This is a genomic window from Caballeronia sp. GAFFF2, assembly GCF_023631485.1.
In the GTDB taxonomy this organism is placed as follows: Bacteria; Pseudomonadota; Gammaproteobacteria; order Burkholderiales; family Burkholderiaceae; genus Caballeronia.
Genome location: NZ_JALQDA010000030.1, coordinates 375,631 through 390,332, shown reverse-complemented (window position 1 = coordinate 390,332; position 14,702 = coordinate 375,631). Strand labels below are relative to the sequence as shown.

Sequence of the window (14,702 nt, the reverse complement as noted above, 5' to 3'; positions counted from 1 at the left end):
CGTCCGCTCTCGTCCACAGGAGACAAAGTGTCGAACGCTACAACCCCGCTTTCCGATATCTATTCACTCACGCAGGACCAGACACGGCTCTTTCGCGAAACGCTCGACCGCACGGCTGTAAAAGTCGCGGCCGATGAATTGAGTTTCGGTGTCGAGTTTCCGCAAGTCACGGGTCCCGATGGCGAATGGGTGCGTCTGCCCGCTTCGCTATCCGCCGGCTATGACGGCGACGCCTGGAGTCACGGCAACTGGTTCTGTGGCTTCTGGGTAGGCCTTTTGCTCACGTCGCATCTTCATACCGGCGACGCGAAATTTCTCGAATGGGCTCGTGCGCGCATGCTGCTGGTCGAACAACGCGCGGACGATCCGAACACGCATGACATCGGCTTCATCTTCGACAGCAGCGCGGTGCCCGGCCATCACATCACGGGCGATGCACGCTTTGCCGATATCGCGTTGAAGGCGGCGGACAAACTGCGCGCCCGCCTCGTCACCACGCGCGATGGCGCTTATCTCGCGTCATGGGGACCGCTCGCCGATCCGCGCGGCAGAAGTGCATCCGCAATCGATACGATGGCCAATCTCTCGCTGCTCTACTGGGCGGCGAATCATGCCGATGACGGCAGCTATCGGCATGCAGCGGACGCGCATGCCGCGATGACTGCACGCGCCTTCGTGCGTCCCGACGACTCGACGTATCACGCCGTCGAATACGATCTCGAAACGGGCGCGCGCAAACGTGGCTACACTTTTCAAGGCGCATTCGACGAGTCTGCATGGAGCCGCGGTCAGGCCTGGGCGATCTACGGGTATGCGAATTCCGCGCGCGAAACGGGCAAGCTCGCGTATATTGAACTCGCCGAGCGTCTGGCCGAATACTATCTGCGCCGTCTCGATGGCCGTCAAATTCCCCCTTGGGACTTCGACGCAACCGGCAGCGATGCCGACATCAAGGACACGGCCGCCGCCGCTATCGTCGCATCGGCTTTGCTCGAACTGGCGCGCATTCATCCATCGGCGGATGCCGCGGCGAAATGGAGCCGTCACGGAGTCGCGATGCTCGAAGCGTTGTGCCGCGATGAGTTCACCAAGGACGGCGAACACGGCCTGCTGCACAACTCCTGCTATTCGAAGCCGCACAACATTGGCGTGGATGGCGCGACCATGTTCGGCGACTTCTTCTTTGTCGAAGCCTTGTGTCGTGTCGTGCATCCGGGCAAGCTGCGCCCGCTCGACGCACCGCGCATTCCTTTAGCGTAAAGAACAATGCCGGCGACATACGCATGTCGCCGGCATTCGTTCAGCCCTTGCGGACGGCGTCGGGCAGATCGCGTCCGTGGAACTTCTTGTAGATCGCGTTGAGGTTGCCGTTCTTCTGGTTCGTGCTGACCCACTTGTCCACCCACTCTTTCAGAGCCGGTTGATCCTTGTTCATCGCAATGCCGAGATCGAAGTTCTTCTGTTCGAACTTGAGTTCGATATTGCGTGCGGGCGCACGTTTCTGCATTTCCTGAAGGTTCGACGGCGTGCTGGAGAAGATGTCGATCTGACCCGCGACCATCGACGTGATGAGCGTGGCGTCGTCTTCATAGCGCTGAATTTGCGCGCCCTTCGCTTGCTGCGTCGTCAGCGTGTCGTTGACCGTTGCACGCGTGAGCCCGATGGTCTTGCCATCGAGGTCCGCATAGTCCTTCACCTTGATGCTCTTAAGCCCACCCACGATGATGGTGATCACCGCATAGGGAATCGAGAAATCGACGACCTTTGCGCGCTCCGGCGTGATCGACAAGTCGGCGATCACGAGATCGGCGCGCTTTGCCTGCAAGGTCGGAATGCGCGCGGCGTTAGTGATCTGCACGAGTTCGAGCTTGACGCCGAGATCTTTTGCGAGCGCGGCGGCGGTATCGACATCCGAGCCTGCGGGCTTGAGGTTCTCGTCGGCGTAGCTGAAGAGCGGCGTGCCCATTGCGATGGCAACGCGCACGACGCCGGCCTTCTTGATGTCATCAAGCTGATCGGCCATTGCGCTGTGAATGGCGCCTGCCATCATCAATGCCGCCACGCATGCGCGTGCAATGTGTTTCTGTGCTTTCAAGTGATGTCTCCGTCTTCTTGGATTGAAAAAATGCCGTTCAAAGGCCGTTGTTCAGAAACGCTCGCAATTCGGGCGTGCGTGGCGCATCGAGCATGCTGCCGTCGCCCACTTCCCACACCTTGCCCTGATGCATATAGATGATGCGGTCCGCCACGCGCTTGGCGAACGCCATTTCATGCGTGACGAGCAGCATGGTCATGCCATCGGCCGCGAGGTCTTCCATGACACGCAGCACTTCTCCCGTGAGTTGCGGATCGAGCGCGGAAGTCACTTCGTCGAACAACATGACCTTGGGGTTCATAGCAAGTGATCGTGCGATCGCCACGCGTTGCTGTTGTCCGCCCGACAATTGCTCGGGATAGGCATCGGCCTTCTGCCCAAGCCCGACTTGTTCGAGCACGTTGAGCGCGACGCGTCTCGCTTCGTCACGCGATAACTTCTTCACGTGCCGCAATGCGAGCATGATGTTTTCTTCGACCGTTAGGTGCGGAAAGAGGTTATAGCTTTGAAACACGATGCCGACTTCGCGCCTCAAGAGATGCAGATCCACCTTCGGATCGTCCACGCGAATGCCGCATACCTCTATCTGCCCTTGGTCGATAGTTTCCAACCGATCGATACAGCGTAACGCCGTGCTCTTGCCGGAACCGCTCGCACCGATCACGGCGATCATCTCGCCCTTGTTGACATCGAACGAGACGCCTTTCAGCACCTGATTGGAGCCGAAGCTCTTGTAGACCTCGTCGACCTTAACGATTGCTGACATTGAGCTTATTCTCCATCGATTGGCTCCAGCGCGAAAGCGGATAGCACAGGACGAAATAGAAAGCGCCGACCAGTCCGAAGATGAGGAACGGCTGAAAGATCGAGTTGTTGATGATCTGCCCTGCGCGCGTGAGTTCGATAAAGCCGATCACGGAGGCGAGCGAAGTCATCTTGATGATCTGCACGAGAAAGCCGACCGTGGGCGGCAAGGCGAGCCGCATCGCCTGCGGGATGATGACGAGCCTCAGACTCTGCCAGCGCGACAGCGACAGGCACTCGGCGGCTTCCCATTGCGGCTTGGGCATGGCTTCGACGCAGCCGCGCCAGATGTCGCCAAGATACGCGCTCGAATAAACCATCAGCGCAAGACCCGCCGCAACGAGCGCGGGTACCTGATAGCCATACACGGATAACCCGAAGTACACGATGAACAGCAGGATCAGCAACGGAATGCCCTGAATCGCCTCGATAAACACGATGGCTGTGCGCGCGAGCCAGAGGCGCGGCGAGATGCGCGCCAGCATGACGAGGAATCCACCGATACCGCCGAGCACGAACGCAAGCATGGAGAGCACTAGCGTCCAGCCGATCGATTGCACGAGGTACACAAAATGCGATGCCGTGAATCCGCCGCTCATGCCGCACCTCCGGGAATGACGGTATCGATGCGCGGGGAGTCCGGCGGCGTCTTGCCCGCGCGTTTTGCGGCAAGACGGATGGCGCGGCGCCGCTTGAACAGATGCTCACCGACAGCCCATGCAATGAGCTTAATGATGAGCGACAGCCCGAGATAGAGCAGCGCGACGACGATATAGGTTTCGAGCGAGCGGAAGGTATCCGACTGCACGGTGTTGGCAACGGCGGTCAGTTCCTCGGCGGAGATTTGCGAAGCGATTGCCGAGGCTTGCATCATCAACAGGAACTGGCTCGTGAGCGCCGGATAAACCTTCTCGATAGAGGGCTGCAACATCACATTCCAGCCGATGCGCCAGCGCGAAAGACCCAGGCACTCTGCTGCCTCGATCTGCCCGCGTGGCACCGATTCCAGACCCGCGCGAATGATCTCGGCGGCATAAGCGCCGATGTTGATGGTCATGGCGAGCGCAGCCGCGGCAAAGGTCGGCATGCGCAAGCCTATACTCGCCAGCCCGAAATACAGCAGGAAGATCTGCACGAGAAACGGCGTGTTGCGCACCGCCTCGATATAGATGATGCAGAGGCGCGTCAGCACCGGCACCTTCGCGCGCTTGGCAAATGCCACGAGCATGCCGAGGATGAGGCCAAAGAACACCGCCACGCACGTCATCTTGAGCGTGAGCCACGCGCCTAAAAGGAACGTCGGCCAGTACGGCAATAACGGAGCAAAGTCGAGAGAGAACATGGCGGTCGTGCCTCAGTTCGAAGGAGCGAGTCAGACACTTCTGGATGTATGACGACTGACTACGCGAGTTCGGCATTCTGTATGCCGCATGCATTACACCGGATCGAACGGACCCGTCACCGTGAACACGCCGCCCTGATACACCGCAACTGGATCGGTCGGTGCGGGCGCCGGCGTGGCTTCGACCTTGTCGCGGAACTTCTCGGACGAGTCGCGCGGCTCGAAGCCGAGTACCGACGCGTCACGGTTGTCCCACCAGGTATGCGAATTTGCCGACATGCCGAAAACGATCGTGTGTCCGACGTCCGGAGTGAACAGCGCGCGGCGCAGCAGATCATGGAAGTCGTCGTAGCTCATCCAGCTCGCCATCATGCGGCGGTCCTTGGCCTCGGGAAAAACGGAGCCGATGCGGATACTCACCGTCTCGATGCCATAGCGGTCGAAGTACAACTGCGCCATGTCCTCGCCGAACGACTTCGACAAGCCGTAGTAGCCATCGGGACGCTTGCGCGCGCTGGCATCGATTCGTTCGTCTTGCCGATAAAAGCCTGTGACGTGATTCGAGCTCGCGAACACGATGCGCTTTACGCCGTTGAGCCGCGCCGCTTCGTAGAGGTTGAAGACGCCCTTGATGTTGGCTTCGAGTATCTCTTCGAACGGACGCTCCACCGATACGCCGCCGAGATGGACAATGGCGTCGCAATCGGCGGCGAGTGCATCGACTGCTTGACGGTCTGCCAGATCGCACGGCGCGATTTCTTCGTGAGGCGCTGCATCGCCCGACAATACGCCGGGCAGATCCGACACTCGCACATGCTCTGCAAACTCCGCGACACGATGCCGAATGGCTTTACCGATACCGCCCGCCGCACCCGTGAGCAGCAAGCGGTCGAAGCGCAATTCGGGTTCGAGGGTGCCCTGCAACGGCAATGCGTCCGCCTGTGATTCCATGAGTTTTGTCTCCTGCATGCAATGCTAGGGATTACCCTGCGCGCATTTCTTGTACGTTGTCATATCACTCTATGCCGCATATCATCATTTGCAGAATGATTTGTCAACGTGTTGAAAGACCGATTCCCAGAACCTCTGGAAAACACTAAGAGAGCGCTGTGACACTAACGCCCGAACCTTCCGTCGACGTGTTCAATGTATCCGCATCCATGGATGTCGCCGCCCCTTCTCACGGCACACGCCGCAGTCTGACCACACAGCTCGTCGATGCACTGCGCGCACAGATCGACGCGCGGGAATTGCGAGCAGGTTGCCGAATCGCGACCGAGGCGGAGATGGTGCAACGCTTCGGCGTGAGCCGCACCGTGGTGCGCGAGGCGTTATCTCGACTGCAGGCTGCGGGCCTCGTCGAGACGCGTCATGGCATCGGTACGTTCGTGTGCGAAGCGAGTACCTCGTCGCTATTGCAGCTCGACCCCGCCGACGTCGCCGGCTCCATGGATGCGCTCGCGATCCTCGAATTGCGCATTAGTCTGGAAACCGAATCGGCGGGCCTTGCTGCCATGCGTTGCGATGCCGGCAGACTAGCGACCATGCGCGCGGCGCTCGCGGAGTTTACGCGCGGCGTGGGTCAGGAAGATGGCACCGTATCGCCGGACTTTCGCTTTCATCTGGAAATCGCGCATGCCACGGGAAATCGCTATTTCGTCGAGATCATGGAGCATCTTGGTTTAAGGATGTTTCCAAGGACACGGCTAACCGCGACCGCCATTCCACACGACCATTACGCCGATTATCTGGTTCGCGTGAATCGCGAGCACGAGCAGATTGCCGATGCGATCGAACGCGGCGATGCGGACTCGGCGCGCACGGCAATGCGCTTGCACTTGATCAACAGCAGGGAGAGATTGCGAAGAGCTCAGGCCACGGCGTGAATCCAGCCGCAAAATTGAAAAGGGCCGCCGAATATTCAGGCGGCCCTTAAGCGTTTTACCTTGCCAGATTCGGCTCGGCATCGACTTCGTCGTGCGGATCGATACTCTCAAGCGCCGGGTCGTGATGCAGCAGCAATACCGCCGCGACGCCCACCATCCCCGCGCCGGCCAGGCAAAGCAGACCTGCACCAAAGCCGCCCGTGCTGTCCTTGATCCAGCCCATTGCATACGGCCCGAAGAAGCCCGCGAGATTGCCAAGCGAGTTGATTGCGGCAATACCGCCAGCCGCCGCCGCGCCCGAAAGGAACGAAGCGGGCAAGGTCCAGATAATCGGCAGACAGCCGAAAATACCGAAGCCGGCGATGGAAAGCGCAATCATCTTTGCTACCGGATTATCCAGGCCAGCTGAAGCCGCGATACCGCCTGCCGCTACCATCAATGCAATGGCCACGTGCCAGCGACGCTCGAGCTTGCGGTCCGAGTGGCGACCCCACAGCACCATGCTGATCACACCGACCGCGTAAGGCATGGCCGTGACGAAGCCAGTCTGCAAATTCGTCAAGCCGAATGCCTTGACGATCTGCGGCAAGAAGAAGCTCAAGCCGTAATTGGTTGCGTTGGCGCCGAAGTAAATCAAGGCAATGGCAAGCACGCGCGGATTAAAGATCGCTTCCTTCACGCTAAACGCATGAACCGACTCGCGATGCGCGCGCTCATGCGCCTGACGTTCGACGAGCCACTTGCGCTCGTCTTCAGCGAGCCAATGAGCGTCGGAGGGCTTGTCGGTCAGATAAAAGAACACCACGAATGCAAGCACCAATGCGGGCAGCGCTTCGATCAGATAAAGCCATTGCCAGCCCTGCATGCCGGCCAAGCCATCCATTTGCAGCAAGGCGCCGGAGATAGGCCCGCCGATCACGGTCGAAAGCGGAATCGCGGCCATGAAGTAGCCCACCACTCGCCCGCGATACTTAGCCGGAAACCAAAGCGTTAGCAGGAAAATAATGCCGGGGAAAAAGCCCGCTTCGGCGATGCCAAGCAAAATGCGCAAGCCATAGAACACATAAGCGTTCGACAAGCCCGTTGCTTGAGCGATGTGCGGAATCCACGCCATCAAGGCCGCAAGAATGCCCCACGTGAACATGATGCGCGCGATCCAGCGGCGTGCGCCGAAACGTTCGAGCAGCAGGTTGGAAGGGACCTCGAAGAAAAAATAGGCAATGAAAAAGATACCGGCGCCAAAGCCAAACATACTCGCCGAAAAGCCGAGCGCCTTGTTCATCTGCAAGGCGGCAAAACCGACATTGACGCGATCGAGGTAAGCGATGAAGTAACACAGAATCAGGAACGGCACGAGACGAAACATCACGCGCTTCATGGTGCGAGTTTCAAGCTCCATCTATGTCTCCTCCGAATTGAATAATCGGTAGTTGGCTGGCATACGTTGGGATACTCGCGCAGCCTACTCTTTAAGCGGAGACGACAGAAGTGGTGTTTAGCCTGCCTCACGAACTTTCGTTCGCTTTAGCGCTAAATATTTGCGCGCCATTGCGGTGCGGCGCGCATTGCTAAAGGTGCGGAGCGGACTTGCCGCTCCTTGAGGCCGTCGTTATGCGACCGGTAACATCGCACCGTATGCCGGTTCGGGCAGGCCTTTGACGCCGGGATTCAGCGCGAAGACGCAGCCGTCGTCTTCGGTGGCGTTCGCACCGGGGCGAATCGACGTTACGTAGAGCGTCGAGAGGTCGCTGCCGCCGAACGCGCACATCGACGGCTTGCTGGCCGGCAACGCGATTTCACGGTCAAGTTCGCCTCGCGGCGTGAAACGCAAAAGGCGGCCGGCGTCGTTGGCGCAAGTCCAGTAACAGCCGTCGGCGTCCACGGCCGCGCCGTCGGGACGGCCCGCATAGTCATGCAGATCGGCGAAGACGCGGCGGTTACGCGGTGTGCCCGTGTCGAGATCGAAATCGAATGCCCAGATCACACGCTTGGTTGGATGCGAATCCGACAGATACATCGTGCGGCCATCCGGCGACCAGGCGAGACCATTCTGGGTGACGAGGCCATCGACGATAGGCTCCGACAGCACGCCGTCCGTATCGAACCGGAACAGCGCGCCAGCCGGACTTGCGAGCGACATGTCCTGCACCATCGTGCCGGCCCAGAAGCGGCCCTGACGGTCGCAGCGGCCGTCGTTGAAGCGCATGCCCGGCGCGGGAAAACTCGGTGCGGCCAGCTTCGATGGTCGAATGTCTTTTGTCGACTGCATGCCGAATGCAAACAGGCCGCTCTCCATGCCCGCCACGACAGTGCCCGACGGATCGAATGCAAAACACGCGATCTGCTCGGGCAACGTCCACTCGCTGCGCTCGCCGCTCGCGACGACGAGACGCACGAACTTGCGCGCCGGAATATCCACCCAGTAGAGCGCGCCCTCTTCCGCGCGCCACACCGGGCACTCGCCGACCGCCGCGTGTCCCGCCGCTTCGAGGCGCTCCACGCTCGCCATTACTTGCGCTCCAGCGGTTCGCCGAGGACGTATGGACCGCCTTGAAAGCGTTGTGCGGGGTCGTCGCGGTCGGCTGTCGGCGCGGTTGTGGGGAAGAGTCCGTTGAACTGTTCCGAACTGTCTTGCGGACGGAAGCCCAAAAACGCCGCGCCCGAGTTGTCCCACCACTTCACCGGATTGTTGGATGCGCCGTACACCACCGCATGGCCGACGCGGTTGGCGAAGAGCGAGCAACGCACGAGCTCGATGAAGTCGCGGTAGCTCAGATAAGTCACCAGCATGCGCGGATTCTTCGGCTCCTCGAACGACGAGCCAATGCGCAAGTTGACCGTCTCGATGCCGAAGCGATCGAAGTAGTAGCGCGACAGCGACTCGCCGAAACACTTCGTCACGCCATAGAGACTGTCCGGGCGATGCGGCGAATCCGTGTCGAGCACCTCGGTGACCGGATGAAAACCGATCGCATGATTCGAACTCGCGAACACGACGCGCTTCACGCCATGCCGGCGCGCCGCTTCGTAGATGTTGTAAGTGCCGCGAATGTTCGCTTCGATCAGATCGTCGAAGGGCGCGTCGATGGAGATGCCGCCGAGATGCACGATCGCATCGACGCCTTCCACCATGCGCATTACCGCGTCGCGGTCCGCGAGATCGACCGCGCTGACTTCCTCGTGGGAGGCTGCGTCATCGAGCGGTGCGATGTCCGAAACGCGCACGACATCGGCCCATTGCGCGAGCGCGGGCCGCAACTGGCGCCCGAGATTGCCGGCCCCGCCGGTCAGAAGCAGACGCTTGAACGGTTTGCCCGTTGCGGATGGCTGTTTCATCGAAACTCCTTGAGATACGTGAGATAAATTGAAAGCTCTATGGAAGAAAACGTTTTCGGCTTTATAGTGATGCCGATACGGCCACAGCGAAGGCGCTCCTCATCGATTTTATCGATGCGACGTTTCCCGAACCGACGTCAAAATCCGTTAACATTGGAAAAAGCCAAAGTAAACGTTACCCTCCGAATGAAGAAAACTTCTACAACCATTCGCGATGTCGCCGCCGCAGCGGGCGTCTCGGTCGCGACGGTGTCCAAATACATCAACGGCGCGCAGCGCTTTTCGGCACCCGTCGAGGCCAAGCTCAAGGCGGCGATCGAAACGCTTGGCTATCGTTCGAACCCGCTTGCGCGCTCGATGATCACCGGCCGCACGCGCACTATCGGCCTCACGATTCTCGACATCAGCAATCCGCACTTCACCAACGTCGTGAAAGGCGCGAACCGCATTGCGCTCCGGCACGACTACACGCTCTTGCTCGTCGATATCGACGAAACCCAGGCCCGCGAACGTCCGCTGATCGAAGCCCTCGCGCAACGCGTGGACGGTCTGATCGTCAGTTCGCGGCTACCCGACGAAGAAGCACACTGGATGCTCGATCTCGGCAAGCCCGTCGTGCTTCTGCGCAACGCGGAAGCGCTGCCGATTCCGAGCGTCGGTATCGACAACCGCCTCGCCGCCCATATGCTCGCGCGGCACCTGCTCAACCTCGGGCACCGGCGCATTGCATACCTCGGCTTCGGCCAGGCGCGCATCAACGACGAGCGGATTCGCGGCGTGCGCGAGTGTCTCGAAGACGTGGGCCTCGAACTCGATGTCCACGACGCCCACGCGCCCACTTCGCTTGCCGGCGAACACGCCTGCTCGCGCGTGATGCTCGGCCCGAGGCGTCCCCAGGCGGTCATCTGCTACAACGACCTGATCGCGCTCGGCTTCATGAAGGAAGCCGCAACCCTCGGCATTCGCGTGCCGGAGGACGTCTCCGTCACCGGCATCGACAACGTGCCGTACGGCGCTTACGCCGCGCCCGGACTCACCACCGTCGATATCCAGAGCGAGAAGATGGGCGAACTCGCAATGCAGAAGCTCATCGATTCCCTCGCCGGTCATCCCGACCCCGGTAATTCCATGTTCGAGCCGCGCCTGATCGTCCGTGAATCGACGGCTGCGGTGACTGCTACTGCATGATGTATTCATAACGCAATATGCCGCCGGCATCTTTCGAGTGTCGACGGCATTTTGCATGCGATCAGGATTCCAGCTTGGCCGGCGTCATTTTCGGCGTGAGCACGTGCATGATGGCGAACGCGATCAGGTAAGCCGATGCGCCGATGGCGAACAGCGCCCAATACTGACCGGTGCGTTGGAGCACTTGGCCGATCACTTCCGAGAACAGCACGCCGCCGATCGAGCCGGCCATGCCGCCGATACCGACCACTGCACCGACCGCGCGCTTCGGGAACAGGTCCGACGCCGTGGTGAACAGGTTTGCCGACCAGCCCTGGTGCGCCGCTGCAGCGAGACCGACGATAGCGACCGCGACCCACAGATTCTGCGCCATCGAAACGAATGCAATCGGCAAAACACAACATGCACAGATGAACATGGCCGTCTTGCGCGCCGCGTTCACGCTCCAGCCCGCGCGCATCAGCGCCGATGAAATCCAGCCGCCGCCGATACTGCCCACCGTAGTGATCGCATAGATCACGACGAGCGGCAGACCGATATGCTGCATGTCCATGCCACGCGATTCGTTGAGCCACTTCGGCAGCCAGAACAGGTAGAACCACCACACCGGATCGGTCAGGAACTTGCCGATCAGAAACGCCCAGGTTTCACGCTTCTTGATGAGCACCTTGAAGCCGGGAGCGCCTGCGTGAGCGTTGGCGGCATCGGCGATTTCGGTGTCGTCGCGTTCGATATCGTCGTCATGCGCGCTCGCGTCCGGTTGGCGATACATCACGAACCACACCACGAGCCACACGAGACCGATCGCACCGATCATCACGAACGCCGCGCGCCAGCCGAAGGCAACGGCGAGCGCCGGGATGATCGCCGGTGCGAACACCGCACCGATGTTCGCGCCGGAATTAAAAATACCAGTAGCGAGCGCGCGTTCGCGACGCGGGAACCATTCGGCCGTCGTCTTGATGGCCGCCGGGAAGTTGCCGCCTTCGCCGATACCGAGCAGCGCGCGCACCATGGCAAAGCCCATGACCGAGCCGACCGCCGCGTGCAGCATGGCGGCGATGCTCCAGACGAACATGGCGAGGCCGTAGGAGATGCGCGTACCGAGCCAGTCGACGATACGCCCGAAGCACAACAGTCCGATTGCATAGAACGCCGAGAACGCGATCACGATGCGCCCGTACTGAACCTGCGTCCAGCCGATGTCATGCTGCAGAACCGGTGCGAGCAGACCGAGAATCTGCCGGTCCATGTAGTTGATGACGGTGGCGAAGAAGAGCAGCGCACACACGGTCCAGCGATAACGGCTGGCTGCGCGCACGACGCCTACGACGGCTGTTTGCATGAATGTCTCCGTACGCGGCGGCGCTCGTCGTGCCGCGTGACTTGTTGCATTGACGGCGACGAGCGCCGTGGGCTTCGGCTTATCGCGTGACTAGAACGCGCTTGCCGGCCAGGTTTTGGAAAACGTTTTTTGAAGAATAATGGCTTCAGTGCGTGTTGCCTATCCCTGTACTTTCCCTAATGCCGCCAGAGCCGCTCCACATAAGGCCCCGCTGCTAAACGAAATGTAGTTGAAAGATTGAGTTAATCGTTTTCTGCGTTGTTTCCAACAAAGCTTGGCTCCCACGCCGGTTGAATCTGGTGTTTTGCATTCAGTCATGCGGCATCTTGTCTTTTGCATGCCAAACGCGCCGCGAAACGCTAAAGGCAGGTGGCTTCGCTGCCGATAACCGTCACTTACGTCTTTCACATCGCCCAGTGCTCCCCATGCTTCGTATTCGTCTAGCCCGCTTGAACGTCGGCACCAAATTCGCCGCGCTGGCGTGTTCTCTCGCGGCCGTCGTCGTCGCCACCCTCACACTTGTCGTCACCCGCTCGGCCGGCGAGCAAGTCGATGCGCACGCGCTCGCACGCGTCGAAAGTGAGAATCGCTCGATCGCATCGATGATCGGCCTCTACAACACGGCCGTGAGCGCCGAAGTCTCGCGCTTCATGACGATGTTCTCGAATCGCCTGCCTGCTGCCTTCTCGCTCGACGAATCGCATACGGTCGACATCGGCGGCGTTGCGACGCCTGCGATCAACGCGGGCGACAAGCCACTCAACGGCGACTTCGCCATTCCCGATGCGTTTCTCGCGGAAAGCGGCGCAATCGCGACCGTTTTTGCGCGCACCGGCGACGACTTCGTGCGTGTGACGACCTCGCTCAAGAAGCAGGACGGCACGCGCGCCATCGGCACGCTGCTGGATCGCAAGGGACCGGCTTATGCACCGATTCTCGCGGGCAAGTCGTACATAGGCGTGGCGGCGCTGTTCGGCAAGCAGTACATCACCGAATACAAGCCCGTGACGGATACATCGGGCCGCGTCGTCGGTGCGCTGTTCGTGGGCGTCGATGTTTCCGCGGAAATCGCGGCGTTGCAGGACAACATCCGCAAGCTCACGATCGGTGCGACCGGCTATCACTTCGTCGTCGACGCTTCGAATGGTGCGAACCGCGGCAAGCTTCTGGTGCATCCGGACGCGCAAGGCGAGATGGCCGATGAACGCGTTGCGCCGTTCAAGGCGATGCTCGACAAACAGGAAGGCCAGCTCGATTTCGAAGGCGCCACAATCGCGGGCGCGGATGCGCGCGTGCATGGCGGCGCGAAGGAAATCGTCTTTATGACCGTGCCGCAATGGAACTGGATGATCGGTGGCATTGCATATCGCGATGAACTGCTCGCCGATGTGCACACAAGTCGCAACCGCTTCTTGCTGATCGGCCTCGTGGTGATCGCGGCGCTAGTCGGCGTGTTGCTCTATGCCGTGGCGAAGCTTGTCAGCCGACCGCTCGACGACGTCACGCATGCCTCGGAACGTATCGCCGCTGGCGATCTGACCGTTCGTATCGATACTACGCGCGAAGACGATATCGGCCGCCTGATGCGCGCCATCGACGGCGTTGCGCGCGGACTGGCGGGCATCGTCGCGCAGGTTCGCAGCGCATCGTCCGACATGAGCGATGGCACCGCTCGCATCGCATCCGGCAGCACGGATATCGCATCGCGCATCGCGACGCAGGCTGCGAGCGTCGAGGAAACGGCCGCGAGCATGGAACAGATCACCTCGACCGTGCAGCAGAACGCGGCAAATACGGCGCAGGCGGGCACGCTGGTCGCATCGGCATCCGAAGCTGCACGTGCGGGAGGCGAAGCCGTGGGCCGCGTGGTTTCGACGATGGGCGAGATCGATGCATCGTCACGACGTATCGCCGATATCACGGCGACCATCGAAGGCATCGCCTTTCAGACGAATATCCTTGCGCTCAATGCTGCCGTCGAAGCGGCGCGCGCGGGTGAGCATGGCAGAGGCTTCGCCGTGGTGGCATCGGAAGTGCGCGCGCTTGCGCAACGCAGTGCGGGCGCGGTGAAGGAAATCGAAGTGCTGATCAGCGAATCGGCGGGCAAGGTATCGCACGGCTACAGAATCGCCGAGGAAGCCAGCAGCACGATGAACGGCATCGTCGAACAGGTGACGCGCGTGAACGCTATCGTCGATGAGATCGGCGTGGCATCGCGGGAACAGGCGAGCGGCATCGAGCAGGTGAACATGGCCGTCGTGCAGATTGGCGAAGCCACACAGCAGAATGCGGCGCTCGTCAGCGAAGCGGAACACTCGACCGTCGAGTTGCGCGATCAGGCCGAGCGCCTTGCACGCGTGGTCAGCATGTTCCGCGTTTGAGGCATCGGCGCTTCAAATCTCCACGAAGATGCGCCCGTCCTGCACTTTTGCGGGGTATGTCTGCAAGTTGATGCACACGGGCGCACCGAGCGCGCGGCCGTCGCGAATATCGAATTGCCCATTGTGCTTCGGGCATTCGATCACATGGTCGAACAAGAAGCCCTCGCTCAGATGAACTTGTTCGTGCGTGCAGAGGCCGTCGCTTGCAAACACCTCGTCGTTCACTCGATAGATCGCGAACGTGCGGCCATCGTGATCGAAGCGTTTGACGTCTTCATCGTCGATGTCGTCCAACGCGGCGGCGTCGATCCATTGCGTCATGGGG

The 14,702-nt window shown here is 60.5% G+C and carries 14 protein-coding genes; 4 read left to right on the top strand and 10 right to left on the bottom strand.

What is annotated here, in order from left to right; translation table 11 throughout:
• The first annotated feature begins 27 nt into the window (after positions 1-27).
• On the top strand, positions 28-1,260 hold the full coding sequence (locus tag NCT04_RS23970; protein ID WP_250468003.1) for an AGE family epimerase/isomerase: 1,233 nt from the start codon (positions 28-30) through the stop codon (positions 1,258-1,260).
• A 40-nt stretch (positions 1,261-1,300) separates the two neighbouring features.
• Here the strand turns inward: NCT04_RS23970 and NCT04_RS23965 are convergent, their stop codons facing one another.
• The 5 genes from NCT04_RS23965 to NCT04_RS23945 all read right to left on the bottom strand — a co-directional run bounded on the left by NCT04_RS23965 (position 1,301) and on the right by NCT04_RS23945 (position 5,192).
• Positions 1,301-2,095, bottom strand: a complete 795-nt coding sequence (locus NCT04_RS23965) for a transporter substrate-binding domain-containing protein (protein WP_244831349.1) — start codon at positions 2,093-2,095, stop codon at positions 1,301-1,303.
• A 37-nt stretch (positions 2,096-2,132) separates the two neighbouring features.
• The gene (locus NCT04_RS23960; protein ID WP_244831348.1) at positions 2,133-2,861 is read right to left on the bottom strand and encodes an amino acid ABC transporter ATP-binding protein; all 729 of its coding nucleotides are present in this window, start codon (positions 2,859-2,861) and stop codon (positions 2,133-2,135) included.
• Complete coding sequence (locus NCT04_RS23955; protein WP_244831347.1) at positions 2,845-3,498, bottom strand: amino acid ABC transporter permease; 654 nt, start codon at positions 3,496-3,498, stop codon at positions 2,845-2,847. The genes NCT04_RS23960 and NCT04_RS23955 overlap by 17 nt, the downstream gene beginning before the upstream one ends.
• On the bottom strand, positions 3,495-4,241 hold the full coding sequence (locus NCT04_RS23950; RefSeq protein WP_250468002.1) for an amino acid ABC transporter permease: 747 nt from the start codon (positions 4,239-4,241) through the stop codon (positions 3,495-3,497). The genes NCT04_RS23955 and NCT04_RS23950 overlap by 4 nt, the downstream gene beginning before the upstream one ends.
• Positions 4,242-4,334: 93 nt before the next feature.
• Positions 4,335-5,192, bottom strand: coding sequence for an NAD-dependent epimerase/dehydratase family protein (locus NCT04_RS23945; protein WP_250468001.1), 858 nt, complete (start codon positions 5,190-5,192; stop codon positions 4,335-4,337).
• Positions 5,193-5,401: 209 nt separating this feature from the next.
• On the opposite strand from NCT04_RS23945, the gene NCT04_RS23940 reads away from it, so the two are divergent.
• A complete protein-coding gene (locus tag NCT04_RS23940; RefSeq protein ID WP_250468049.1) occupies positions 5,402-6,127 on the top strand; it encodes a FadR/GntR family transcriptional regulator in 726 nt (241 codons plus the stop codon).
• A gap of 55 nt (positions 6,128-6,182) precedes the next feature.
• Here NCT04_RS23940 and NCT04_RS23935 read toward each other — a convergent pair whose 3' ends face one another.
• The 3 genes from NCT04_RS23935 to NCT04_RS23925 all read right to left on the bottom strand — a co-directional run bounded on the left by NCT04_RS23935 (position 6,183) and on the right by NCT04_RS23925 (position 9,463).
• A complete protein-coding gene (locus NCT04_RS23935) occupies positions 6,183-7,526 on the bottom strand; it encodes an MFS transporter (protein WP_244831343.1) in 1,344 nt (447 codons plus the stop codon).
• 210 nt (positions 7,527-7,736) lie between these two features.
• Positions 7,737-8,636, bottom strand: coding sequence for an SMP-30/gluconolactonase/LRE family protein (locus tag NCT04_RS23930; protein WP_250468000.1), 900 nt, complete (start codon positions 8,634-8,636; stop codon positions 7,737-7,739).
• Positions 8,636-9,463, bottom strand: a complete 828-nt coding sequence (locus NCT04_RS23925; RefSeq protein ID WP_250467999.1) for an NAD-dependent epimerase/dehydratase family protein — start codon at positions 9,461-9,463, stop codon at positions 8,636-8,638. Before NCT04_RS23925 ends, NCT04_RS23930 begins: the two co-directional genes overlap by 1 nt.
• 186 nt (positions 9,464-9,649) lie before the next feature.
• On the opposite strand from NCT04_RS23925, the gene NCT04_RS23920 reads away from it, so the two are divergent.
• Positions 9,650-10,651: a LacI family DNA-binding transcriptional regulator gene (locus NCT04_RS23920; protein ID WP_309847794.1), complete on the top strand. Its 1,002-nt coding sequence runs from the start codon at positions 9,650-9,652 to the stop codon at positions 10,649-10,651.
• A 61-nt stretch (positions 10,652-10,712) separates the two neighbouring features.
• On the opposite strand, the gene NCT04_RS23915 is transcribed toward NCT04_RS23920, so the two are convergent.
• Complete coding sequence (locus NCT04_RS23915) at positions 10,713-11,996, bottom strand: MFS transporter (protein ID WP_250467997.1); 1,284 nt, start codon at positions 11,994-11,996, stop codon at positions 10,713-10,715.
• Between the two features lie 425 nt (positions 11,997-12,421).
• Here NCT04_RS23915 and NCT04_RS23910 point away from each other — a divergent pair, with 425 nt between their 5' ends.
• Positions 12,422-14,377 (top strand): methyl-accepting chemotaxis protein, encoded by a 1,956-nt coding sequence (locus NCT04_RS23910; RefSeq protein WP_250467996.1) that lies wholly within the window; start codon positions 12,422-12,424, stop codon positions 14,375-14,377.
• Between the two features lie 12 nt (positions 14,378-14,389).
• Here NCT04_RS23910 and NCT04_RS23905 read toward each other — a convergent pair whose 3' ends face one another.
• The gene (locus NCT04_RS23905; protein WP_244831337.1) at positions 14,390-14,698 is read right to left on the bottom strand and encodes a non-heme iron oxygenase ferredoxin subunit; all 309 of its coding nucleotides are present in this window, start codon (positions 14,696-14,698) and stop codon (positions 14,390-14,392) included.
• Between the last annotated feature and the right edge of the window lie 4 nt (positions 14,699-14,702).